Origin of the sequence: Nonomuraea sp. ZG12, from assembly GCF_052068115.1 — a bacterium.
Classification (GTDB): domain Bacteria; phylum Actinomycetota; class Actinomycetes; order Streptosporangiales; family Streptosporangiaceae; genus Nonomuraea.
In genome coordinates, this window is the sequence record NZ_JBQHCW010000001.1 from 123,686 (window position 1) to 146,403 (window position 22,718).

A 22,718-nucleotide genomic window follows, 5' to 3' on the forward strand; every position below is an offset into this window, starting at 1 on the left:
TGGACTATAGTCCGGATATGGCCGAGAACGAGCCGCTGGAGCTGCTGCGCAGCCGCCCGGCACAGGAGCGGGCGGACGCCGCGCGCAACCGGGAGAAGGTGCTGACCGCCGCCGCCGCGCTGTTCGCCGCCCATGGGGTCGACGGCGTCTCCATGGACGCCGTGGCGGCGGCCGCGGGGGTGGGGAAGGGCACGCTGTTCCGCAGGTTCGGCGACAAGTCGGGGCTCGCGGTGGCGCTGCTCGACGAGCGGGAGCGCGACCTGCAGGAGCGGATCCTGTCCGGGCCGCCGCCGCTGGGGCCGGGCGCGCCCGCGCCGGAGCGGCTGATCGCCTTCGTCGAGGCCTATCTGGACTATCTGTTCGATCATCTGCACCTGGTGCGGATGTCGGAGACGGCCAGCCCGGGGGCCCGCTACCGGATCGGCGCCTACCGGTTCTGGCACCGGCACACCGTGATCCTGCTGACCGCCGCCCGGCCCGGTTGCGACGCCGAGGTGCTCGCCCACGCGCTGCTCGCGGCCGTGGGCGCCGAGGTGGCGGGCGTGCTGGAGGAGGCGTTCGGGCGTGAGCGGGCGGGGCGGGCCGTCCTGGAGCTGGCCGGGGCGCTGGTCAGGCCGGAGAGGTGACCCGGCGGCGGCAGTGCGGGACCACCATCGGCGTGCCCGACTGCGGGTCCGGGATGACCTCGCAGCCCAGGTCGAAGACCTGCCGCACCAGGTCGGGGGTGACGACCTCGGCCGGATCGCCCTCGGCGACGATCTCGCCCTCGCGCATGACGACCAGGTGGGTGGCGTAGCGGCAGGCCTGGTTGAGGTCGTGCAGCACCGCCACCATCGTCCGGCCCGCCTCGTGCAGGTCGGCGCAGAGGTCGAGCACCTCGATCTGGTGGGCGATGTCGAGGAAGGTCGTCGGCTCGTCCAGCAGCAGGATCGGCGTCTCCTGGGCGAGCGCCATCGCCAGCCACACCCGCTGCCGCTGCCCGCCGGACAGCTCGTCCACGATCCGGTCGGCCAACTCGGTCACGTGCGTGGCCCGCATCGCCTCCGTCACCGCCGCCTCGTCGGTCTTGGACCACTGGCGCATGAGCCGCTGATGCGGGTAGCGGCCGCGCGACACCAGGTCGGCCACGGTGATGCCGTCGGGCACGATCGAGCTCTGCGGCAGCAGGCCGAGGCGCCGGGCGACCTCCTTCGACGGCAGCGCGGTGATGATGCCGCCGTCCAGGTGCACCGCGCCGGCCTTGGGCTTGAGCATCCTGGCCAGCGCCCGCAGCAGGGTGGACTTGCCGCACGCGTTCGGGCCGATGATCACGGTGAAGGACCCGTCGGGGATGGCCACGCTCAGGTCGGTGGCCACCACCCGCTGGTCGTAGGCGAGGGTGAGCTCGCCGCCCCACAGGCGGCTGCCAGGCGTCGGTACGGCCATCAGTGGCGGTCCTTTCGCAGGAGGAAGGCGAGGTAGGTGCCGCCGATGGCGGCGGTCAGCACGCCGACGGGCAGCTGGGTCGGGGCGAGCAGGCGCTGGGCGAGCAGGTCGGAGACGGTCAGCAGCACGGCGCCCATGAGCGCCGAGGAGGTCAGGCTCACGCCCGGCGAGCGGGTCAGCCGCTGGGCGAGCTGCGGCGCGGCCAGCGCGACGAACACCACGGGCCCGGCGGCGGCCGTCGCCACCCCGCACAGCAGCACCCCCGACACGATGGCCGCGGCCCGCACCGCCTCGACCCTGATGCCCATGGCGCGGGCGGAGTCGTCGCCCATCTCGATCATCCGCAGCGGCCTGGCCACGACCGCGCAGACGGGCAGCAGCAGCACCAGGGCCAGCGCCACCGGGATCGCGTGGTCCCACCCGCGCCCGCTCAGGCTGCCGGTCAGCCACGCTCCGGCGGTCGCCGCGTCGTTGATGTTGGCCCTGGTCAGCAGGTAGGAGTTGACCGACAGCAGCAGGGCGTTGACCCCGATGCCGACCAGAACCAGCCGGTAGCCCTGCACGCCGCGCCGGAACGCCAGCGCGTAGACCAGCAGCGCGGTCACCACGCACCCGGCAAGCGCGCCGCCCGCGATCGTCATGGCCGACCCGCCCGCGACCACGGCCATGATGCCGCCGGTGGAGGCCCCGGCGGTGAAGCCGATGAAGTCGGGGCTGCCGAGGGGGTTTCTGGTGAGGCTCTGGAAGATCGCCCCGCTCACCCCGAACGCCGCCCCCACCAGCAGCCCGGTGGCCACGCGCGGGGCGCGCAGCTTGCTGACGATGAGCTCGGCGACCGGCGTGCCCTGCCCGAACAGCGCGGTCAGGATGTCGGGGACGGAGACGGTGAACTCGCCGGTCGAGATCGCCGCCACGGCCACCGCGCAGGCGATGAGCAGCAGCAGCGCGGTGACGCCGAGCGCGCGCGGCGCGATCCGGACGGACCAGGGGCCCAGGCGTACGGTCATAGGGCGGCGAGCCTCCTGCGCCTGGTCATCAGGATGAAGACGGGCGCGCCGAGCACCGCGCACATGATGCCCACCTGCACCTCTCCCGGCCTGGCGACGAGCCGCCCCACCACGTCGGCGGCCAGCAGCAGCACGGGCGCCACCAGCGCGGAGTACGGCAGCACCCAGCGCTGGTCGTGCCCCACCACCGCGCGCACGGCGTGCGGCACGGCCAGCCCGACGAACCACAGCGGGCCCGCCGCGGCCGTGGCCGCGCCGCACAGCAGCGTCACGGCCACCGCGGTCAGCACCCTGGTACGGGTGACCGCCACGCCCAGCGCCTTACCGGCGTCGTCGCCCAGCGACAGCATGTTGAGCGGCCTGCCCAGCAGCAGCCCCAGCGCCAGTCCGGCGATCATGAAGGGCGCCAGCCGTGCCATGGTGTCGGCGGTCTGCCCGGCCAGCGAGCCCGCCAGCCAGAACCGCATCCGGTCGTACGTCTCGGTGTCCATGCGCAGGATGGCCGAGCTCGCCGCGGTGAAGACCATGCCCACCGCGATGCCCGCCAGCGCCAGCCGTACCGGACCCGCGCCCGAGCGGCCTGAGGAGCCCAGCGAGTAGACCACGACCGAGGCCAGCGCGGCGCCCGCGAAGGCGAACCATACGTAGACCGTCGGATCGGACAGGCCCAGGACCGCGAGCGCGAGCGTGACGCCGAGCGCCGCGCCCTCGTTGATGCCGAGCAGCCCGGGGTCGGCCAGCGGGTTGCGGGTCAGGCTCTGCATGAGCGCCCCCGCGAGCCCGAGCGACGCGCCGACCATGATGCCGAGCAGGGTGCGCGGGACGCGCAGCTCACGGATCACGGTGTGGTCGCTGGAGGCGTCCGGGGCCAGTAACGCGTCCAGCACCGTGGACAGCGGCATCGCCCGCGCCCCCAGCGCCACGCTGGCCATCGCCACCAGCACGAGCACGCCTGCCGCCAGCGCCAGACCGCCGACGAGAGCCGCCCGGCGCCCGCGAGGATGTGCCGGGGACGGGCCGGTGACCTCGGCGGAGACCGCCTGGGTGGCGGGCTCGATCTGCCGCACCGGACCCCCTTTCGTCATGGTCAAGCTTAGGCGAGGCTAATCTAAAGCCTAAGTACGAAGGCAAGCCTAACCTTAGGAGACGAACATGTCGGGACCGGTACTGGCTCGCAGGGGCTTCCTCGCGACCACGGTCGGCCTCGCGGCCGCCCTCACCCTGTCGGCCTGTGGTGGCGGCGGCGCGACCTCGGCGGCCCCGGCGTCGGACCCGACGGCACAGGCGGCACAGGCGGCCCAGGCGTGGACGTTCACCGACGACCGCGGCAAGAAACTCGACCTCCCCAAGACCCCCACCCGGGTCGTCGCCCAGGTCGGCGCGGCGGCCGCGCTGTGGGACTTCGGCGTCCGCCCGGTCGGCGTGTTCGGCCCGCACAAGCTGGCGAGCGGCGCCAAGGACCCGCAGGTCGGCAACGTCGACATCACCAAGGTCACCGGCCTGGGCAACGTCTGGGACGAGTTCAACGTCGAGCAGTACATCGCTCTGCAGCCCGAGCTGCTCGTCAGCAGCATGTACGAGAAGGGCACGCTCTGGTACGTCCCGGAGAAGTCCAAGGACACCATCGAGCAGATCGCCCCCACCGCCGGCATCATGCTCACCGGCCAGAACGCGAGCCAGGTCATCGGCAAGTACGAGGAGCTGGCCAAGTCCCTCGGCGCCGACATGAAGGGCGTGCCGGAGGCCAAGGCGCGGATGGCGGCCGCCACGAAGGAGCTCGCCCAGTTCAAGGACCTCAAGATCCTCATGGTGTCCGGCGGCGCCGACCAGATGTGGGTGGTGAACCCGCCCGAGTACGCCGACATCATGCACCTCACCGAGAACGGCCTGGACATCGTCAAGCCGGACAAGGTCGACGAGGGCGGCTTCTTCCAGACACTGAGCTGGGAGAACGCCGACATGTACGACGCGGACGTGATTTTGTACGACACGCGCACCCAGGCGCTCACCCCCGAGGAGATGATGAAGAAGCCCACCTTCACCAAGCTCCCCGCGGTCAAGGCCGGCCAGCTCTACCCGTGGCGTGCCGAGGCCCCCTTCAGCTACCAGGGCTACGCCGACTTCCTGGAGGAGCTGGTGACCAACCTGAAGAAGGCTAGTGCGCTGCGGTGACCTCGACGATCTCGGCCAGGGGGAACTCGAGGTAGTCGCCGGCCTCCTCGCACCACGCGTCGAGGGCGCCGCCGCGCAGCTCGCCGTGGCTGATCGTGGCGGTCAGGCCGTCGGTCAGCGTGATGCCCGCCCGCACCCCCCGGTCGACGACGAAGCCGAGCAGTGACTGCTGGGCGGTCGGCAGCCGGACCGCCATCCTGCCGATGACGGCCCAGGTGCGTCCGTTCTGCTCGCCGGCCGACCGGCTGTCGGCGATCAGCCGGCGGGCGTGCTCCTGCGGGTCGGGCGTCGGCTCGGCGATCACCTGCGGGGGCCCCTCGGAACCGGCGGGCTCGGGCAGCTCGGCCACCTGACCGCCGGGCAGCAGGATGAGCTTGCCGCCCAGCGGACGCTCGACGCGGGTGCTGCGGCGGATGGCGATCTCGCCCGTGTCGGCGATCGGCACCGGGGAGTAGCCGTGCTCGCGCAGCGCGGCCAGCGTGCGCTCGGCCGTGGCGGAGGCCACCAGCACCGTGGGAGCCAGCAGCCGTATCCCCAGCCTGGCGAGTCTGCGATGCCCGGCGATCTCGGCGAGCAGCGCCGGGTCGGAGGCCTGCACGACGCAGCCCACGGTGGTCACCGTCACCTCGCCGTGCCTGCGGGCCACGTCGCGCACCAGATATTCGAGCGGCTGCGGGATGGCGCCGACCTCGGACAGCTCGTTCAGCAGCTCGTCGGCGTCATAGCCGCGATCGAGCGCGCGGCGCACGCTCTCGGTGGTGAAGCGCCACACCGAGGCCGCGCCCCGCGACTCCCGCTCGGCCACCCGGTCCAGCAGCCACGCCAGCTCGGCCGACGGCGGCCCGGTCACCACCGCGGTCAGGTCCGGGCCGAACAGGGCGCTCCTGCGCACGCTGGCCAGCGCCCTCGTCGAGGCCTCCACCAGCACCGGATCGTGCTCCACCAGGGGCACGTGCGCGTCGCTCTCGCCACCGGCCTGGCCCGACAGCCCCGCCAGCGCCCGCCCGAGATCGGTGAGCGCGTCGTTGGCCAGCAGACCGAGCAGCCGTGCCTCGTCGATCACCGCCGAGGCGCACTCGGCGAGCAGGTCGCGGTCGAGCAGCGGGGCGTGCCAGTGCACGTTGCCCACCAGGGACGCGCGGTCGGCGAAGGCCGTACCCGAAGGCAGGTGCTGCAGGACGGAGAGCACCGCGCGGCGGATGCGGGCGACGGCGGGGCCGCTCTGGTCGTCGCCGAGCACGGTGCCGTACTTGCCGTCCGACCTGCGCAGCGAGGAGCGCTCCATGCGCCACCAGGCCGACAGCAGCACCCGCAGCCGGGCCGAGCCCTCGTCCAGCCGCCAGCGGTCGAACCGCTCGGTGGGCACCATGCCGCCGGACGGCTCGTCCCAGGCGAGCAGCCTGGCCACCGCGCAGATCTCCAGCAGCAGGCGCGTCTCGTCCTCGTCGCAGCCGGTCTCCTTGGCCACCCTGCGAACCTCGCGCACGCCCACGCCGCCGGACTTGAGCAGTGGCAGCGGCGTCTTGGAGGTGTTGTCCAGCAGGGCCGCGCACCGCTCCACGACGTGCGGCGCGGCCAGCGTCATCAGGTGGTCGACCTCCTCGGGGTCGACCGGGATGGTGGCCACCTCGGGCGCCTGCGGGGCGAACGGCGGACGGTAGCCGGGGCCGCGCAGGCAGAGCGCCACCTCCCTGGGCATCTCGGCGACGTTCCAGCTCGGCCGGTAGAGCAGGCCGTGGTCGGCCGACCACTTCTCCGGCGAGCCGTGGACGACGAACCTGGCCCCGTCGACGTCACGTACGGGGCCCTCCCAGGCGAAGGAGTCGAGCAGGTCGCGCGTGCCCGCGGGGGCGTGCGCCAGCAGGGTCCCCAGGCGGCCGGGGTCGCCGAGCGCCTCGGTCACCCGGTTGATCGTGCGGCGCTTGTTGGCGTGCGGGGGCAGGCCGAGGCTGCGGGCCAGGGCGCGCAGCGTGTCGGTGCTGATGGTCCAGGAGTTGAGGTAGTGGTCGAGCGGCTCGCCCAGGCCGAGCGGCGCGGTCCACCACCGGGAGACGGCCTCGGCCAGGTGGATCAGGCCGTCGGCGGCCGGCCAGGCGAGCGCGTGGTCGTAGAGGTGGTCGAGCCAGGGACGGAGCTCCTCGACCGGCGTGCCGAGGAAGTCGGCCAGCCGGTCGGCGGTCGCCTCGTGGGTGACCGCGCAGGCCTCGGCGAGCTGCAGGCAGGGCAACGGGAGCCTCCGCAGCGCCTCGAGCGCGGCGAAGCCGTTGCTCAGCCGCTGGGCCAGGGTGTCGAGGCGCCGTGGCCACGGTGCGGCGATGGCGTCGGGACGGTTAGCCAGGATGCGGCAGAGCCGGTCTTCGTCGAGGGTTCGTAGCCAGCCGAGCAGGTGATCGTCCATCGGTCAGCACTCTCATGGGGTCGCGCGTGGAACTCACCGTGAGCCATGACCATCCACGGTAATGCAGATCACACCGGCTAGCAGAGGACTGCCCAGACGATCTTCCCGTGGGGCGAGAGGGCGGACCAGCCCCACCGAAGGCTTAACGAGTCGACGATGTGCAGACCTAGGCCACCGGTGTCAAGGGGGCCAGGGTATCTCAGCACGGGCACCGAGGCGCCGGGATCGGTGAAAGCACTGGTCACCAGTGATCCATGACGCACCAGGGACATGTGGACGGGGCGCTGGCAGCGGGGCTCCTCCAGGCGCAGGCCGTGGCGCAGCGCGTTGGTGGCCAGCTCCGACACCACCAGCTCCATGTTGTCGGCGAGCTCGGTGAGGCCCCACGCGGTGAGCGCCCCGGCGGCGAAGCAGCGGGCGGAGTGGACGGAGGACGCGACCGGGGGGAGCACGAACGTGGCGCTGGCGGAAGGCCCGGACATCAGCAGATCGCGCGCCGCGTCGGGCCACCAGCCGACCGGGGGCCACCAGTCGAACGTGGTCCATTGGCCGAGCGCCGTGGTGGATTGCACGTTGATCATTCTGCGACAAACTCTCGTGCACTTGCAAGAGCGAATGCACGTGCAGAGGGAACTTGCAGCCGCTACGGTATGGCCATCAAAAGGTCAATCGGTGGGAAAGGGGATCTTGTCCGCGGCCCATGATCTTTCGGCCGTGAAGTGACAGACTGTGTGGCAAGGAAACGACCAAGGAGCACCACGTGTCCATCGATCCGCCCGGTTCCGGTTCGACCGTTCGGCGCATCATGCTCGGTGCGAGCCTGCGGCGGCTGCGTGAGGACAGCGGGCTCACCCGCGACCAGGCTGGATTCCACATCCGTGCCTCCGAGTCCAAGATCAGCCGGATGGAGCTCGGTCGTGTCGGATTCAAGACACGTGATGTCGAGGACCTGCTCACCCTGTACGGCGTCGACGACAACGCCGAACGCCGAGCCCTGCTGGAGATGGTCCGCGAGGCCAACACCCCTGGGTGGTGGCACAAATACTCGGCAGAGTTGCCGGCCTGGTTCACCACCTATGTGGGCCTGGAGGAGGCGGCGAGCTTGATCCGCACCTATGAGGTGCAGTTCGTGCCCGGCCTCCTGCAGACCGCCGCGTACGCGCGGGCGGTGTACCAGCTTGGCAACCCCGAGCTGTCTCCCGAGAAGATCGAGCGCCGCGTGCATCTGCGCATGCAGCGGCAGGAGCGCTTCACTCAGAAGGACGGTCCGCGCCTGTGGGCCGTCATCGACGAGGCGTCGCTCAAGCGGACCATCGGCGGCACGTCGGTCATGGCCGAGCAGCTCCAGCATTTGCTGGCAGTCGCCGCCCTTCCCAACGTCACCATTCAGGTGATGCCCTTCAAGTTCGGCATGCACGCCGCTGAAGGTGGCGCGTTCAGCATCTTGCGGTTTCCCGAGTCCGACCTGTCGGACGTTGTCTACGTCGAACAGCTCTGGGGTGCCCTTTACCTGGACAAACGTGAGGATATCGACCCGTACCTCACTGCGATGGAGCAGTTGTGCGTGGAGAGCACCACGCCAGGGGGCACCGTCGAGCTCATCGGCGGCCTTCTCAGAAAGATGTAGATGAACCAGACCTATAACGGCATGCCTGCGGCCGACCTCACTCAGGTGGCCTGGCGCAAGAGCCGCTACAGCAACTCGCAGGGCAACTGCGTCGAGCTCGCCGAGCTCCCCGACGGTGGGGTCGCGGTGCGCAACTCCCGCTTCCCCGACGGCCCTGCCCTGATCTACACCCGCGACGAGATCCGGGCGCTGGTGCTCGGGGTGAAGGACGGAGAGTTCGACGCTCTGCTGGTGTAACGCGCTGTTAACCTCCGGCGTGCCCGCTTAACGAGGGCGCGCCGGGGGCGTAACGGGCAGGCCTCTCCGTCCCTGGAGGATGGGGTCATGCTCGACCAGATGACCCTTTATCCGATCGCCGACGACGTGCTGTTCGCACCCGGCGGCAAGGTCGTGATCCGCACCTACGGCGTCGCGCCGGCGCTCTCCGGCGGCTCGGTCTCCTACCGCACCTGGGTGACCGGCATCCGGGATCAGCCGCGTTACTGGCAGTGGGGGCACTTCGAGGACGCCACCCACGGGCACCGCCGTGTCCTGGAGTGGCTGACCGGCCGGGGGCCGCAGCCCGTCCAGGCTCCGTCCTGACCGTGTTACGCTCCAGGCCGAGCAACCGCTTGGTCGAGGAGGCGTGGTGCGGCGCGGAATCCACCTGCTGGAGGAGGTCGACTTCAGGCCCATGAACTCGCGGCGCCCGCTGGAGTACCTGACCTGGCTGACCCGCTACAAGCGCGAGGACGAGACCAGGACCGCGCCCGAGCTCACCTCCGGCATGTCCGTCCGATCCCGAGACATCGACCTGGCCGGCGCCTTCTACGCCGTCGGCATCACCGGCCACCCCCAGTTCAAGGTCGTCACTCTCTGGGAGTGCCACGGCGGCTGGGACGGCGGCTGGCGGCAGATGATGGACATCTACCGCGGCGTGGACGCGCGCCTGTTCCTCTCCGACATCGACGACCTGCGCCACTCGGCCTTCTCCCGGCCGCTCGGCGCCGTGGCCGGCAGCCCGCCGCTGTCGCGCGCGCCGCGCACCGAGTTCTACCTGTTCGAGAGCGCCAGGGTACGGCCCGGCGCCGCCCTGGACTACCTGGAGGCCGTACGCGCCGAACGTGCCCCGCTGCTGGCCGAGCACGGGCACCGGCTGGTCGGCCTGTACGAGGTGCTGTTCACCGACAACGAGGCCGTCACCCTCTGGGGTGTCTCCCTCGACGACCATCTGGCCACCCAGCGGGCCAGGGACGCGGCCCTCGGCCTGGACGACGAGGCCGAGGCCGACCCCCGTCTGCTCGCCTGGGGCAGGCGGGCCCGCGACTTCCTCGACGGCCCCTGGCGGGAGACCCTTCTCGCGCCCTTCCCCGGCAGCCGTCTGGCGCCGGAGCGCGCATCGGGTTAGCGTCATGGTCGCGGAGGCAGTCATGACTGACGCGTACCTCTCCAACGGGCACGGCGCCGACGGCCACGTCGGCTCCTGCCCGGACTGCAGTGCGGCCGTCACCCTCCTCGACGGCCCCGACCCGGCAGCCGTGGCACCGCCGCGGCTGCGTGCGGCCGTGCTCGCCAAGGCCCGCCGCCGCCGGGCGCCCGCCGAGACGGGCGTGGCCGAGGTGGCGGTGCCCTACGCCGAGCAGGTCGCGCTCCTGGACGAGCTGCTCGCCCAGCTGACCACACGGCAGTGGGCCTTACCGGTCACCCGGCACCGCACCGTGCGCCGCATGATCGAGCACCTGGCGGCCAACGACGGGCCGGTGGCCTGGTTCCTCGGCGTGCGCGCCCCGGAGCCCGATGCCGTCTACCCGCGCTGGCGTGAGCAGGCGGGATCGCTCCTGCAGCGGGTCTCGGCCACCACGGGCGCGCTGCTCGGCGCGGAGGTGGAGCTGGCCGGCGCCAAGCCCGTACGCGGCCCGCTGCGGCACGCGCTGATCCAGCGGACGTTCGAGACCTGGACGCATGCCGAGGACGTCCGGCAGGCGCTCGGCCGCCCGGCTCAGCCACCGCCGCCCGGCCACCTGCGGATGATCGCCGACTTCGGGCTGGCCATGCTGCCCCGGATGATCAGGAAGTCGCGCCGCGACGTGTCCGCCACGTTCGTGCTGACCGGCCCCGGCGGCGGGACGTGGACGGTCCCGCTCTCGCCCGCCTCGGAGCGGGTGACGGCGGTGGTGTCGGCGGACCTGGCCGACTTCTGCAGGCTGCTGGCCGGCCGGTGGGAGCCGGGCTGCTTCCCGTACGCGGCTGAAGGGGATCCCGCCCTCGCCCGGGAGCTGCTCCGCGCCGCCGCCACGCTGGGCTGTGATTGATGGGCTGTGCATGATGGACGACGACGCGGAGCTGGCGGCGCGGCTGGTCGCGGGCGACCTCGACGCCCTGCGCGCCGCCTACGACGCGCACAGCGCCGCCGTCTACGGCGTGGCGGTCCGGGTGACCCGCGACCAGGCGCTGGCCGAGGAGGCGTCGCAGGAGGTGTTCGTGACCCTGTGGGAGCAGCCGCTGTCCTACGATCCCCGCCTCGGCCCGCTGCGCGACTGGCTGGCCGGCCGGGCGCTGCACGAGGCCGCCCTGCGCGTCAGAGTCGGTTGATCGGCGCGTTCCAGGTCGCGATCACCGGCTCGCCGTGCTCGAAGGCCAGGCGTGAGTACGTGCCCGTGTCGAGCTTGAAGTAGCGGCCGTCCTCCGGCGGCAGGTCCAGCCAGCGAGCGGTCAGCACGCGCAGCAGGTGGCCGTGCGCCACCAGCGCCACCCGTCCCGGCGCCTGCCTCGCCTTGGCGATCACCCGGTCGACGCGCGCCCCCACCTCCTCGGCGCTCTCGCCCGGATGGGCGGCGTCGCCGCGGATCACGCCGTCACGCCACAGGTACCACCCCGGCCGGGTCTGCCTGATCTCGGGCGTGGTGATGCCTTCGTAGCCGCCGTAGTCCCACTCCCACAGGTCCGGGTCCACCTCGAAGCCGGTCAGCCCCGCCAGGTCCGCCGTGCGGCTCGCGCGCTGGGCCGGGGAGACCAGCACCAGATCGAACGGGCGCTCCTTGATCAACGGCGCCAGCGCCCGCGCCTGCTCCTCCCCGTGCTCGGTCAGCGGCACGTCGGTGAGGCCGGTGTGCCTGCCCGACCTGCTCCACTCGGTCTCGCCATGCCTCAGCAGCACCATCTCGTCCATGCGTCCATCATGAGGCACGCTTGACCTCGACTCCGCTTGAGGTAGCAAGGTGAAGCCATGCACGCCATCCTTCTGCACTCATACGGTCCCGCCGGGAACCTCCGCCTCGAGACCGTCCCCGACCCGTCGCCCGGTCCCGGCCAGGTCCGCATCGCCGTGCGCGCCGCCGGGCTGCACTTCATCGAGACGCTCCTGCGCCGGGGTGTGCCCGTCGGCCCGCACCCGGCGCCCGCCCTGCCGGTGATCCTCGGCGGCGAGGTGGCCGGGGTGGTCGAGTCCGCCGGCGCGGGCGTGGATCCCGCCCTGGTGGGACGGCGGGTGGTGACCGGCGGCCTGGCCTCGGGCGGCTACGCCTCGCTGGTCGTCGCCGACGCCCGGAGCCTGACGCCGCTGCCGGACGGGCTGGAGCACGGCGCGGCCGTGGCCATGGTCACCACCGGCGCCACCGCCCTGGGACTGCTGGAGCTCGCGCCGGTGACCTCCGCCGACGTGGTGCTCGCCATGGCCGCGGCGGGCGGCGTCGGCACGCTGCTCGTGCAGCACGCCCGGCAGGTGGGCGCCACCGTGGTGGGCGCCGCGGGCGGGCCCGCGAAGGCGGCGCGGGTCGCCGGGCTGGGCGCGGACCTGGCCATCGACTACACCGAGCCCGGCTGGGCCGACCGGGTACGGGAGGCGGCCGGTGCGGTGAGCCTGGTCTTCGACGGGGTCGGCGGCCGGCTCGGGCGCGAGGCGTTCGAGCTGCTCGGCAAGGGCGGTCGCCAGGTCGTTTTCGGGCAGGCGGCGGGGGAGTGGTTCCATCCGGCCGAGGAGGAGCTGGCGGCGCGGGAGGTGACCGCACACGACGGCATCGGGCATCTGCTGGGCCGTCCGGGCGGCATGGCGGACCTGCGCGCCCGAGCCGTGGAGGCGGCGGCCGCCGGCCGCCTGACGCCCGCCGTCCAGTCCTTCCCGCTGGCCGGCGCGGCCGCCGCCCACGCCGCCCTGGAGAGCAGGAACACGATGGGCAAGGTCGTGCTCACGCCGTAGCGAGCCGCTCACGAGCCGGCGAGCTCTTCCACGATCGGGACGAAGGCGTCGAGGTCGCGTTCCTGGTGGACCACGAAGTAGGAGACGTCGTGCTCGTCGCGCCAGTATCGGAGCCGGTCCACGATGTCGCGGCGCGTCCCGGGTAGCACCTGGGGCGTCCCCTCCAGGCTCTGCCGATCGGCGGCGCTCCAGGCCTGCGCCGGTCCGCGCTCGCCCACCTCGACGACGCTCGTGCCGAGCTCCAGACGGTCGTACCGGTCGCCGGCGGCCTTCCGTACGGCCTGGAGCTTGGCCAGGAAGGCCCCGGCGCCGCCGTCGCGCGGGTCGGGGCCGCGGCCGTCGGCCCGCACCCGCATGGCCAGGTTCACCGAGTCGGCCTGCCCGGCCGCCAGCCGCATCATCCTCGGCCCGCCCGCGCCGAGCAGCAGCCGGGGATGCGGGCGTTGCACGGGCCGGGGCCGCAGCCGCATCCCCCGCAGCGTGTAGTGGGCGCCCTCGAAGCCGAACTCCTCCCCGCTCCACAGGCCCTTGAGCACGGCGACGGCCTCCGCCAGCCGGTCCACCCGGACCCCCGGCGGCCGCAGCTCCAGCCCGGCCGCCTCGTAGTCGGCGGCCATCCAGCCCGTGCCGAGCCCGATCTCCAGCCGTCCTTCGGAGATCACGTCCAGCGTGGCCAGCTCCTTGGCCAGCACGGCCGGATGGCGGAAGTCGTTGGCCAGCACCAGCGTGCCCACCCGCAGCCGGGTGGTCGCGCAGGCGGCCGCGGTCAGCGCCGCCACCGGCGCGAACCGGTCGCCGACCAGATGATCGGGCGCCAGCAGCACGTCGAACCCGGCCCCCTCGACGCGCCGGGCCTTGTCCGCCCACTCCCTGCCCGACCCGGCCTCCCGCACCACAGCCCCGAACCTGAACCGCCGCATCAGAACCTCCCCGACCGCACGAGCACGTCCCAAGCATCGTAGGCCCTTACCAAGCGCTTGCTTCTAGTGGGAGACTGGGCGGCATGGACGTCCCGGTGCGCCGTGCGAGCGACGACGAGGTGAGCTTCTTCGACGAGCACGGCTGGGTACGGCTGCCGCGACTGGTCACCCCGGAGACGGCGGACCGGCTCCGCGAGCGGGCCGCCGGGCGGCTCGCGAGCCGGGACCGGCAGCGCAGGACGCTCGTCGACCAGGCGTTCGGGCAGTCGCGGGACATCGCCGCCGCCGACGAGCTGTTCGGCGCGCTGGCCCTGAACCCCGCCATGGGCCGCAACGCCGCCGGGATGCTCCGCGGCGTCCGCGCGGTGCGCGTCCAGGTGACGAACCTGCTGGTCAAGGAGCCGGGCGAGCACGGCGCCACCCAGTTCCACCAGGACTTCCCGTGGATGCCGATGGACCGCTCGGCCATGCTGACCGTCTGGCTGGCCCTGGCCGACGTGCCCGCCGACATGGGATCCCTGCGCTTCTACAGCGGCTCCCACCGCCACGGGCTGCTCGGCCGCAGCTTCACCCGGCCGGGCGACGACCAGCTCAGCCGCCACCCCTGGCTCAAGGAGCTGGAGCTGTCGCCGCCGCTCGACCTCAGGGCGGGCGACGCGACCGCGCACCACGCCCTGACCGTGCACGGCGCGCCCGCCAACCGCCGCGACCGCCCCAGGCTGTCGTTCACCGTCACCTACTTCGACGCCGACGCCCGCTACACCGGTGCGCCGTACCAGCAGACCGACGGGCTGGGGCTGGTCGTGAACGAGCCGTTCGAGCATCCGAGGTTCCCGTGCCCGAGACCGTGATGGGGCCGGTCGCCGAGCTGGGGGCCACGCTCATGCACGAGCACGTCTTCGGCCTCAGCCCGGAGATCCTGTGGAACTGGCCGGACATCCCGGAAGGATGGGACCTGGAGGTACGAGCCGGGCAGGCGGCGGCCAAACTGGAGGCGCTGCGGGCCGCGGGCGTCGACACGATCGTGGACCTGACCGTGGTCGGGCTCGGCCGTTACGTCCCGGCCGTGCGCCGGGTGGCGGAGCGGACCGGGGTGAACATCGTGGCCGCCACCGGGCTCTACACCTACGACGCGCTGCCGCCGTACTTCGCCAACCGCGGCCCCGGCACGCTGTTCGGCGGGCCCGACAGGCTCAGCGAGTTCTTCGTACGGGACCTCACCGAGGGCATCGGCGGCACCGGCGTCAAGGCGGCCATCCTCAAGTGCGCCTCCGACCACCTCGGCATGACCGCGGGCTGCGCACGGGTGTTCCGGGCCGTCGCCGAGGCGCACCTGGAGACCGGCGCGCCCATCAGCACGCACTCCCACAGCGCCTCCCGGGGCGGCCTGGAACAGCAGCGGCTGCTCGCCTCCCTCGGCGTCGACCTCGGCCGGGTGGTGATCGGGCACGCCGGGGACTCTACGGACCTGGCGTACCTGGAGGAGCTCATCGCGGGCGGCTCCTACCTGGGCATGGACCGCTTCGGCATCGACACGATCAGCCCGTTCGAGGACCGGGTGGCGATCGTGGCGGCCCTGTGCGCGCGGGGGCACGCCGGCCGGCTGGTGCTCGGGCACGACTCCTACTGCTTCAACGACCGCTTCGACGAGGACGTGGTGCGGCGGCGGCACCCGAACTACCACCTGCTGCACATCTCCCGCGACGTGCTGCCCGCGCTGCGCGGGCGCGGCGTCACCGAGGACCAGATCCATCAGATGCTCGTCGACAACCCGCGGAGGATCTTCGGATGATCGAGGACTTCGACGTCAGCTCCGACTGGCACGTCGCCGCGCCGTACGACTTCCTGGCGAGGCTGCGCCGCGAGCGGCCGGTGTTCCGCAGCGAGCACCTCGGCGCGTACGTGCTCACCAGGTACGCCGACGTGCGGGCGGCCTACGGCGATCCCCGGCGGCTCTCCTCCCGGGGGTCGCTGACCATCTCGCGCAGCCTAACCCGGCGGACGCGGGACAGGCTGGGCGAGCACGGGTCGTTCCTGTCGAGCTTCGTGGCCAACGTCGACCCGCCCGACCACACCCGGCTGCGGCGGTCGGTGTCGCGGGCGTTCACGCCGCGCGCCGTGGCCGCGCTGGAGCGGAGCTTCAGGCGGCTCAACGAGGACCTGATCGACCGGGTCGAGCCGCGGGGGAGCGCCGACTTCGTGACCGACCTCGGGCACGAGCCGTCAATCAAGCTGACCGCCCGGTTCATCGGGGTGCCGGAGCCGGACGAGGACTTCGTGCAGGCCCACGTCAAGGACTGGTTCCAGCTCTTCCTGTCGCCTCAGCCGCCGGACAGGCAGCTCGAACTGGCCGACAGTTTCCTGACCTATCTGGATTACGTGGACCGGCTGGTCGCCGCCAGGGCGAAGGAGCCGCGCGACGACTTCACCTCACTGATGACCTCGCTGATCGGCGACGAGCTGAGCCACCGGGAGGTGGTGGAGCTGATCTCCACCATCCTGCTCGGCGGCAACGACACCGTGCCCAACCAGCTCGGCAACACCGTCCTGCGGCTGTTGCGGGAGGACCGCTGGCCGGTGCCGCCCGAGCTGATCCCGAACGCGGCCGAGGAGTGCATGCGCGTCGACGGCGCCTCGCTCGGCTCCTTCCGCTACGCGGTGACGGACATCCCCATGCACGGGGTGGTGATCCCGGCGGGGGCGCTCGTGCTGCTGTCCACCGACTCGGCCGCCCACGACGAGACCGTCTTCCCCGACCCCGACCGCTTCCTGATCGACCGGCCCAACGCCGACGCGCACCTCGTCTTCGGCCACGGCATCCACTTCTGCGTCGGCGCCGCGCTCGGCCGCCTGCAGCTCCGCACCGCCCTCGACACGCTCGGCCGCCGCCTGCCCGGCCTGCGCCTGGTCCCCGGCCCGATCACGTACCGCAGGTCGCTCGTGGGCCGGGGACTGACGACGCTGCCCGTGGAGTGGTGAGGGCTCCCGCGTCCGTCAAGGGGCTCCCGCGTTCGTCAAGGGGCTCCTGCGTCCGCAGAGGCTCCCGCGTCGGAAGGGGGCCCGGCCTCGGCCGGGTGGCTCAACCGGCGCAACCGGAACATCGGCACGGCGCACGCGAGCACCCCCGCCGTGGCCAGCACCACGACCGGCCAGCCGCCCGCGTCACCCGGCCCCTGCCGCCCTATCAGGAACTCCGCGAGCACTTCCAGAAATGACCCGGCGACCTCCGCCACTACCAGTGCGATGATCAGCGTCGCGCCGGACCGGCCCAGCAACCGCCTCGGCGTGATCGCCTGGCGGTGGCTGAGCAGGGTCACCGCGGCCACCGCCGCCCCTGCCCAGGGCACCAGCCGGCCGAGGGTGTACCAGATCGGACCCCAGTCCATCCCGGCCAGCACGAGCAGCGAGAACGGCTGACTCACCAGGACAGCGGCCCATGCCAGCCGAAACGTCCCGACCCGCCGGTACAGCAGTATGGCGAGGACGGCCCCGATGGGTGTCGCCACGTAGATCAACCATGACAGGACGGCTCCCGGCCGTGCGACATCTCCACTCTCCGGCAGAAGCGGAGTGACGGCGAACTCCTCGATGGACTCCTGCATCGCGGTCAGCCCGAACAGGTACACGACGATCGCCCGCAGCACCGGATGGGTCAGCGTGAACCGCACCCCCTCCACGGCCTCCCGCCATACCCCCGTTCTGGGCGGCGCGGGCTCCTCGGGAGCGCGGATGACGCCGAACAGCCACGCGGAGCCGGCGACCCCCAGGGCCGCGACGCCTACGGCGGCCGCGGTCGCTCCGGGAGAGCCGCTGAGGAGGAAGCCGACGCCGAAGGAGCTCGCACTTCCTGCGATCAGCATCATGGCGTTGACCGGGACCAGCCGGTCCCGCTCGACGACCGCCGGCAGGTAGGCCTCCTGGGCGAGATGGCCCGTGCCGCGCACCATCACCACGGCCAGTGTCACCAGCAGGAGGTGCGGCCAGGTGACCGCCTCCAGCCAGGCGGCGAGCGCGAGGGAGCCGAGCAGGCCCGCCGCCAGCCCTCCGGTCACGGCCAGTGCCGTCCCGCGCCGGACCCGGTCCACCAGCACGCCGAGGGGGAGGGTGAAGAGCAGCGTCAGCAGCATCACGGCCAGGTGCGCCAGGCCGACCTGGGCGTAGCCGAACCCCATCGGGCCCATCACGCCTATCCAGAGCAGGTTTCCCTCGGCGAAGGCGCCGACCTGCAGGCCGACACCGCCGGCCAGGAAGAGCAGGAGTCGGCGCCGGGGACTGGGGGAGATCATTTACGGCATCCTGCACGCCCGTACGAGCCCTGGCAAACAAGCAAAAGCCAGCAATGCGATCCCGGACAAGCTCCCGCACGGCCGGTACGGTCCCGGGCGAGGGGTTGGTCCGCCCGCCCCGTACGTACCTGGCGAGTGGGTTGATCTCGTGAGAAGGTCGTACGAACAGCGATCTGGGGGATGTGCATGGAGCCGGTGGCCGTCGGGTTGATCGGGGCGGGGCCGTGGGCCGAGATGGCGCACGTGCCGATGCTGACCCAGAGCCCGCACACCCGGCTCGCCGGAGTCTGGGCCCGGCGGCCCGAGGCGGCGGCCCGGCTCGGCGCGCCCGTGTTCGACCGGGTCGAGGAGCTGTTCGACGCCTGCGAGGCCGTCGCCTTCTGCGTGCCGCCCGCCGTACAGGCCGAGCTGGGCGAGCGCGCCGCACGGGCCGGCAAGGCGCTGCTGCTGGAGAAGCCCCTCGCCGACTCGCTGGAGGCCGCGCGGCGGCTGGCGGACGCGGTGGCCGAGACGGGCGTGCCGACCCAGATGGTCCTCACCCTGAGGTACGCCGCCCGTACCAGGGAGTTCCTGGCCCGGTGCGCCGAGATCGAGCCATTCGGCGGGCACGCCGCCAACATCTCCGCCTCCCTGATGGGCGACCATCCCTTCGCCACCCCGTGGCGGCTGGAGCGCGGCGCGCTGCTGGACGTGGGCCCGCACATGATCGACCTGCTCGACGCCGCGCTCGGCCCGGTGACCGGGGTGCGCGCGCACGGGCACCCGCTGCGCTGGGCCGGGCTGCTGCTGGAGCACGAGGGCGGCGCGGTCAGCGAGGCGTCGCTGTGCCAGGCCGGCGTCGGCGAGATGCCCCCCACCAGCGTCGCGGTCTACGGCGCCAAGGGCAGCGCCGTCCTGCAGCGGGGCGGCGACGACGACCCGTTGGCGAAGGTCGCCGAGGAGTTCGCGCACACCGTCCGGCAGGGCGGCGGGCATCCGCTCGACGCCGCCCACGGGCTCAGGCTGCAGCACATCATCGCCGAGGCGGAGAAGCAACTGCGCACCCCTTGACTCAAGGTGCCATCTGGAGCATTGATAGCGTTTGTCCGACGCGCAGTGCTGCAGCGAAGTCCGGTGTGAGTCCGGCGCTGTCCCGCAACTGTCATAGCCAGGTCGCCTGCCTCTGCGTGACGTCATCAACCCTCGTGGAAAAGGGTGATCCGTCGCTCTTCGCGGGTCTCTCGGTTCCGACAGTGTGAAAGGACATCTCGTGAGGCCCGTACGCACGGTCTTCGCAGGCGCGCTGCTGGGAACGCTGGTGCTGGCCGGATGCGGTCAGCCCAGCACAACAGCCACCCCCGCCGCCAGCCCCGTCACCTCCCCGTCCGCCACCGGCACAGCCACCGGCACCGCCTTCCCCGTCACGGTCGAGGCCGCCAACGGCAAGATCACCATCCCCAAGCGGCCGGAGCGGATCATCTCGCTCTCCGCCACCCACACCGAGACGCTGTTCGCCATCGGCGCCGGCCCCCAGGTGATCGCGGTCGACGACCGCTCCAACTACCCGGCCGAGGCGCCCAAGACCGACCTGTCTGGCTTCAAGCCGAACGTCGAGGCCATCATCGCCCACAAGCCCGACCTGGTCGTGGTCTCCGACGACATCGACCAGATCATCACCGAACTGGGCAAGGTGAACGTCCCCGTCCTGTGGGAACCCGCCGCCACCGGGCTCGACGAGGCCTACGACGAGATCGCCGACCTGGGCGCCGCCACCGGCAACGAGGCCAAGGCCGACGAGGTCGTGACCGGCATGAGGACCTCCCTGGACAAGCTGGCCGCCGAGGCGCCCAAGGCCAAGAACCTCACCTACTACCACGAACTCGACCAGACGCCGTACGCCGCCACCTCCAAGACCTTCATCGGGCAGCTCTACGGCCTGTTCGGCGTGATCAACATCGCCGACAAGGCCCCCGACGCGGCAGGCGGCTACCCCAAGCTGTCGGCCGAGTTCGTCGCCCAGGCCGACCCCGACCTGATCTTCCTGGCCGACGTGAAGTGCTGCGAGCAGAACAAGGCCGCCCTGGCCAAGCGGCCGGGCTGGCAGAACCTGTCCGCGATCAAGAACGACCAGGTGGTCGAGCTGGACGACGACGTCGCCTCCCGCTGGGGGCCCCGCGTCGTCGACCTCGCCCGGACCATCGGCGAGGCGGTCACGAAGGCGGCCGCACGCTAGTGGCGCTGACCGCCGAGGTCACCCCATCACGCGCCCGGCCACTCTGGCTGGCCGGCGCGCTGGTGGTCCTGGCCGCGTCCATGGTCGCGGGCCTGCTGGGCGGCGCGGCCGACATCTCACCGTGGCAGGTGATCCTCCAGGCGGCGGACTGGCTGCCGTTCCTGACCGTCGACTCCGGGCTGGCGCCCATCGAGCAGGGCCTGCTGTACGAGCTGCGCCTGCCCAGGGTGCTCGTCGCGGCCGTGGTCGGCGGCCTGCTGGCCATGGCGGGGGCCGGCTATCAGGGCGTGTTCAGAAACCCGCTCGCCGACCCGTACCTGCTCGGGGCCGCCGCCGGAGCCGGGCTGATGGCGACCGTGGCCATCGTGCTGCTGCCGGCGCTCGCCGCCTACATCCCGGCGGCGGCCTTCGCCGGAGCCGTCGGCGGCGTGTTCCTCGCCTACGCGCTCGGCAACACCGCCGGCCGTTCCGGCGGCACCGCCACGCTGGTGCTCGCCGGGGTGGCCGTCACCTCCTTCCTCACCGCGATCCAGACGTTCATCCAGCAGTTCAAGGTCGAGGAGCTGCAGCGCATCTACTCGTGGATCCTCGGCGACGTCGGCGGCGGATGGGACCAGTTCTGGCTGGTGCTGCCGTACGCCGCGGTCTCGGCCGTGCTGCTGCTCCTGCACGGCCGGATGCTGGACGTGCTGTCGGTGGGCGAGGAGGAGGCGACCAGCCTCGGCCTGCGGGCGTCCCGGGTGCGCTTCGTCGTCCTGCTGGCCGCCTCCCTGGCCACCGCGGCGGCCGTGGCGGTCAGCGGGCTCATCGGCTTCGTCGGGATCGTCGTCCCGCACGTCGTACGGCGGCTCGCGGGCGGCTCCTACCGCAGCGTGCTGCCCCTGTCGCTGATCGGCGGCGCCGCCTTCCTGGTGCTCGCCGACCTCGCCGCCCGCACCGTGATCGCCCCCGCCGAGCTGCCCATCGGCGTCGTCACCATGTTCGTCGGCGCGCCGTTCTTCGTGGTCGTCCTGCGCATGACCCGGCGGGCCGCCACATGATCGCCGTCAAGGGCCTGTCGGTACGGCTCGGCGAGCGAGAGGTGCTCACCGACGTCGACCTGGAAGTACGGCGCGGCGCGTGGCTGGCGGTCATCGGCCCGAACGGCGCGGGTAAGTCCACCCTGCTCAAGGCCGTCATGGGCCTGCTCGCTCACCGCGGCGAGGTGACCCTCGACGGCAGGCCGTCCGGCACCCTCAAACCCAGGGAACGGGCCCGGCTGGTCGCCTACGCACCCCAGACGCCCGCGCTGCCACCCGACATGACCGTCTTCGACTACGCCCTGCTCGGCCGCACCCCGTACATCCCCTATCTCGGCAGGGAGAGCCGCACCGACCGGAACGTCACCGAGTCCGTGCTGGACCGGCTCCACCTGACCGCGTTCGCCGCCCGAAGGGTCGGCGAGCTGTCCGGCGGCGAGCGGCAGCGCGTCGTGCTGGCCCGAGCGCTCGCCCAGCAGGCCCCCGTGCTGCTGCTCGACGAGCCCACCACCGCCCTCGACCTCGGCCACCAGCAGCAGGTGCTCGAACTCGTCGACCGGCTCAGGCTCGCCGACGAGCTCACCGTCGTCACCACGCTGCACGACCTGACCGTCGCCGGCCAGTACGCCGACCACCTCCTCCTGCTGGCCGAAGGCCGCGCCATCGCCTTCGGCGAACCCGCCGAGGTGCTCACCGTGCCGCTCGTCAGCGACCACTTCGACGCCCGTGTCATGATCGAGCCGGGCCCCGGCGGGCGGCCCGTCGTGCACCTCGTCAGAGGAGGACCGTGAAACTCACCACGAGGACCGAGGACGGCGTCGAGCTCGGCGCGCTGCTCTGGGAGTTCGGGCCCGGCTGGCGGATGATCTCCTCGGCCATGCTCGGCGGCGGCATCGGCCCCCGCGAGTGGATACTCAACGCCCAGGTCATCGCCGGCTACTCCCGCATGGACCCGGTCGAGCACCTGGCCGAGCTGGGCCCCGGCGGCGACGGCGTCGGCATGATGACCGCCGCCTCCGTCGACCGCAACGTCCGCTCGCAGGACGGCGGCGCCGAAGTCGTCGCCACGGTCGGCTTACGCGTCCCCACCTGGGCCGCCGCCCCCGAAGGCGCCGCCGACCCCGAGCTCGCTCCCATGCTGGGCGCCCCACGGGTGGGCACGATCAACATCGTCGCCGTGCTGCCGGTCGCGATGACGGACGCCGCCCTGGTCAACGCCGTGATGACGATGACCGAGGCCAAGTCGCAGGCGCTCCTGGAAGCGGGCTTCCCGTGCACCGGCACCGCCTCCGACGCCCTCTGCCTGGCCGTCCCCGCCGCCGGGCCGCCGGAGCTGTTCTGCGGGCCGCGCTCGGAGTGGGGGGCGCGGCTGGCGCGCGCGGTCCACTCGTCCGTACGACGCGGCGCCGAAGCGTGGCGGCCTTGGGACGGAAAGTAGTCGACTTCGGGTAAGTAGCATGTGCGTAAGGGCTTGATTC

General features: G+C 72.4%; 25 protein-coding genes. 17 read left to right on the forward strand and 8 right to left on the reverse strand.

Features of this window, described 5'->3' with window-relative positions; all coding sequences use genetic code 11:
• Nucleotides 1–17: 17 nt before the first annotated feature.
• Complete coding sequence (locus ACTMTF_RS00455; RefSeq protein ID WP_397001446.1) at nucleotides 18–626, forward strand: TetR/AcrR family transcriptional regulator; 609 nt, start codon at nucleotides 18–20, stop codon at nucleotides 624–626.
• On the opposite strand, the gene ACTMTF_RS00460 is transcribed toward ACTMTF_RS00455, so the two are convergent.
• Genes ACTMTF_RS00460 through ACTMTF_RS00470 form a run of 3 tightly spaced genes read right to left on the reverse strand, consistent with a single transcriptional unit; the run spans nucleotide 610 to nucleotide 3,490 of the window.
• Nucleotides 610–1,425 carry an ABC transporter ATP-binding protein gene (locus tag ACTMTF_RS00460; RefSeq protein WP_441108702.1) on the reverse strand — a complete coding sequence of 272 codons (816 nt, stop codon included), beginning with the start codon at nucleotides 1,423–1,425 and terminating at the stop codon, nucleotides 610–612. The two genes, ACTMTF_RS00455 and ACTMTF_RS00460, sit on opposite strands and share 17 nt — an antisense overlap.
• On the reverse strand, nucleotides 1,425–2,432 hold the full coding sequence (locus tag ACTMTF_RS00465) for a FecCD family ABC transporter permease (protein WP_441108703.1): 1,008 nt from the start codon (nucleotides 2,430–2,432) through the stop codon (nucleotides 1,425–1,427). The genes ACTMTF_RS00460 and ACTMTF_RS00465 overlap by 1 nt, the downstream gene beginning before the upstream one ends.
• On the reverse strand, nucleotides 2,429–3,490 hold the full coding sequence (locus ACTMTF_RS00470) for a FecCD family ABC transporter permease (protein WP_441109808.1): 1,062 nt from the start codon (nucleotides 3,488–3,490) through the stop codon (nucleotides 2,429–2,431). The genes ACTMTF_RS00465 and ACTMTF_RS00470 overlap by 4 nt, the downstream gene beginning before the upstream one ends.
• A gap of 94 nt (nucleotides 3,491–3,584) precedes the next feature.
• On the opposite strand from ACTMTF_RS00470, the gene ACTMTF_RS00475 reads away from it, so the two are divergent.
• Complete coding sequence (locus ACTMTF_RS00475) at nucleotides 3,585–4,604, forward strand: ABC transporter substrate-binding protein (protein WP_441108704.1); 1,020 nt, start codon at nucleotides 3,585–3,587, stop codon at nucleotides 4,602–4,604.
• Here the strand turns inward: ACTMTF_RS00475 and ACTMTF_RS00480 are convergent.
• Complete coding sequence (locus tag ACTMTF_RS00480) at nucleotides 4,588–7,002, reverse strand: helicase-associated domain-containing protein (RefSeq protein ID WP_441108705.1); 2,415 nt, start codon at nucleotides 7,000–7,002, stop codon at nucleotides 4,588–4,590. The two genes, ACTMTF_RS00475 and ACTMTF_RS00480, sit on opposite strands and share 17 nt — an antisense overlap.
• A gap of 77 nt (nucleotides 7,003–7,079) precedes the next feature.
• Nucleotides 7,080–7,583, reverse strand: a complete 504-nt coding sequence (locus ACTMTF_RS00485; protein WP_397001436.1) for an ATP-binding protein — start codon at nucleotides 7,581–7,583, stop codon at nucleotides 7,080–7,082.
• Between the two features lie 224 nt (nucleotides 7,584–7,807).
• Between ACTMTF_RS00485 and ACTMTF_RS00490 the strand changes: the two genes are divergently transcribed.
• The 6 genes from ACTMTF_RS00490 to ACTMTF_RS00515 all read left to right on the forward strand — a co-directional run bounded on the left by ACTMTF_RS00490 (nucleotide 7,808) and on the right by ACTMTF_RS00515 (nucleotide 11,200).
• Nucleotides 7,808–8,629: a helix-turn-helix domain-containing protein gene (locus ACTMTF_RS00490; RefSeq protein WP_397001562.1), complete on the forward strand. Its 822-nt coding sequence runs from the start codon at nucleotides 7,808–7,810 to the stop codon at nucleotides 8,627–8,629.
• Nucleotides 8,630–8,866: a DUF397 domain-containing protein gene (locus ACTMTF_RS00495; RefSeq protein ID WP_397001434.1), complete on the forward strand. Its 237-nt coding sequence runs from the start codon at nucleotides 8,630–8,632 to the stop codon at nucleotides 8,864–8,866. It abuts the gene before it with no gap.
• Nucleotides 8,867–8,953: 87 nt separating this feature from the next.
• Nucleotides 8,954–9,211: a hypothetical protein gene (locus tag ACTMTF_RS00500; protein WP_397001432.1), complete on the forward strand. Its 258-nt coding sequence runs from the start codon at nucleotides 8,954–8,956 to the stop codon at nucleotides 9,209–9,211.
• 46 nt (nucleotides 9,212–9,257) lie between these two features.
• Entirely contained in the window at nucleotides 9,258–10,016 is a 759-nt protein-coding gene (locus ACTMTF_RS00505) for a hypothetical protein (RefSeq protein ID WP_441108706.1), read from the forward strand.
• 22 nt (nucleotides 10,017–10,038) lie between these two features.
• Nucleotides 10,039–10,920 (forward strand): maleylpyruvate isomerase family mycothiol-dependent enzyme, encoded by an 882-nt coding sequence (locus ACTMTF_RS00510; RefSeq protein ID WP_441108707.1) that lies wholly within the window; start codon nucleotides 10,039–10,041, stop codon nucleotides 10,918–10,920.
• 10 nt (nucleotides 10,921–10,930) lie between these two features.
• Entirely contained in the window at nucleotides 10,931–11,200 is a 270-nt protein-coding gene (locus ACTMTF_RS00515; protein ID WP_441108708.1) for a sigma factor, read from the forward strand.
• On the opposite strand, the gene ACTMTF_RS00520 is transcribed toward ACTMTF_RS00515, so the two are convergent.
• Nucleotides 11,187–11,777: a histidine phosphatase family protein gene (locus tag ACTMTF_RS00520; RefSeq protein WP_397001425.1), complete on the reverse strand. Its 591-nt coding sequence runs from the start codon at nucleotides 11,775–11,777 to the stop codon at nucleotides 11,187–11,189. The two genes, ACTMTF_RS00515 and ACTMTF_RS00520, sit on opposite strands and share 14 nt — an antisense overlap.
• Before the next feature lie 57 nt (nucleotides 11,778–11,834).
• On the opposite strand from ACTMTF_RS00520, the gene ACTMTF_RS00525 reads away from it, so the two are divergent.
• Nucleotides 11,835–12,803 carry a zinc-binding dehydrogenase gene (locus ACTMTF_RS00525; protein WP_441108709.1) on the forward strand — a complete coding sequence of 323 codons (969 nt, stop codon included), beginning with the start codon at nucleotides 11,835–11,837 and terminating at the stop codon, nucleotides 12,801–12,803.
• Nucleotides 12,804–12,811: 8 nt separating this feature from the next.
• Here the strand turns inward: ACTMTF_RS00525 and ACTMTF_RS00530 are convergent, their stop codons facing one another.
• On the reverse strand, nucleotides 12,812–13,723 hold the full coding sequence (locus ACTMTF_RS00530; protein WP_441108710.1) for a TIGR03621 family F420-dependent LLM class oxidoreductase: 912 nt from the start codon (nucleotides 13,721–13,723) through the stop codon (nucleotides 12,812–12,814).
• An 83-nt stretch (nucleotides 13,724–13,806) separates the two neighbouring features.
• Here ACTMTF_RS00530 and ACTMTF_RS00535 point away from each other — a divergent pair, with 83 nt between their 5' ends.
• From ACTMTF_RS00535 to ACTMTF_RS00545, 3 genes are read left to right on the forward strand one after another with little or no spacing between them, the layout of a single operon-like run.
• Nucleotides 13,807–14,574, forward strand: coding sequence for a phytanoyl-CoA dioxygenase family protein (locus tag ACTMTF_RS00535; RefSeq protein WP_441108711.1), 768 nt, complete (start codon nucleotides 13,807–13,809; stop codon nucleotides 14,572–14,574).
• Nucleotides 14,559–15,515, forward strand: a complete 957-nt coding sequence (locus ACTMTF_RS00540) for a phosphotriesterase family protein (protein WP_441108712.1) — start codon at nucleotides 14,559–14,561, stop codon at nucleotides 15,513–15,515. Before ACTMTF_RS00535 ends, ACTMTF_RS00540 begins: the two co-directional genes overlap by 16 nt.
• Complete coding sequence (locus ACTMTF_RS00545) at nucleotides 15,512–16,702, forward strand: cytochrome P450 (protein WP_441108713.1); 1,191 nt, start codon at nucleotides 15,512–15,514, stop codon at nucleotides 16,700–16,702. The genes ACTMTF_RS00540 and ACTMTF_RS00545 overlap by 4 nt, the downstream gene beginning before the upstream one ends.
• A 35-nt stretch (nucleotides 16,703–16,737) precedes the next feature.
• Here the strand turns inward: ACTMTF_RS00545 and ACTMTF_RS00550 are convergent, their stop codons facing one another.
• The gene (locus ACTMTF_RS00550; RefSeq protein WP_441108714.1) at nucleotides 16,738–18,009 is read right to left on the reverse strand and encodes a hypothetical protein; all 1,272 of its coding nucleotides are present in this window, start codon (nucleotides 18,007–18,009) and stop codon (nucleotides 16,738–16,740) included.
• Nucleotides 18,010–18,195: 186 nt separating this feature from the next.
• On the opposite strand from ACTMTF_RS00550, the gene ACTMTF_RS00555 reads away from it, so the two are divergent.
• The 5 genes from ACTMTF_RS00555 (at nucleotide 18,196) to ACTMTF_RS00575 (ending at nucleotide 22,678) form a co-directional block, all read left to right on the forward strand.
• Complete coding sequence (locus ACTMTF_RS00555; RefSeq protein WP_441108715.1) at nucleotides 18,196–19,059, forward strand: Gfo/Idh/MocA family protein; 864 nt, start codon at nucleotides 18,196–18,198, stop codon at nucleotides 19,057–19,059.
• Nucleotides 19,060–19,258: 199 nt separating this feature from the next.
• Nucleotides 19,259–20,221 (forward strand): ABC transporter substrate-binding protein, encoded by a 963-nt coding sequence (locus ACTMTF_RS00560; RefSeq protein WP_441108716.1) that lies wholly within the window; start codon nucleotides 19,259–19,261, stop codon nucleotides 20,219–20,221.
• On the forward strand, nucleotides 20,221–21,261 hold the full coding sequence (locus ACTMTF_RS00565; protein WP_441108717.1) for a FecCD family ABC transporter permease: 1,041 nt from the start codon (nucleotides 20,221–20,223) through the stop codon (nucleotides 21,259–21,261). The genes ACTMTF_RS00560 and ACTMTF_RS00565 overlap by 1 nt, the downstream gene beginning before the upstream one ends.
• Entirely contained in the window at nucleotides 21,258–22,031 is a 774-nt protein-coding gene (locus ACTMTF_RS00570; protein WP_441108718.1) for an ABC transporter ATP-binding protein, read from the forward strand. The genes ACTMTF_RS00565 and ACTMTF_RS00570 overlap by 4 nt, the downstream gene beginning before the upstream one ends.
• On the forward strand, nucleotides 22,028–22,678 hold the full coding sequence (locus tag ACTMTF_RS00575) for an adenosylcobinamide amidohydrolase (RefSeq protein WP_441108719.1): 651 nt from the start codon (nucleotides 22,028–22,030) through the stop codon (nucleotides 22,676–22,678). Before ACTMTF_RS00570 ends, ACTMTF_RS00575 begins: the two co-directional genes overlap by 4 nt.
• The last annotated feature ends 40 nt before the right edge of the window (nucleotides 22,679–22,718 follow it).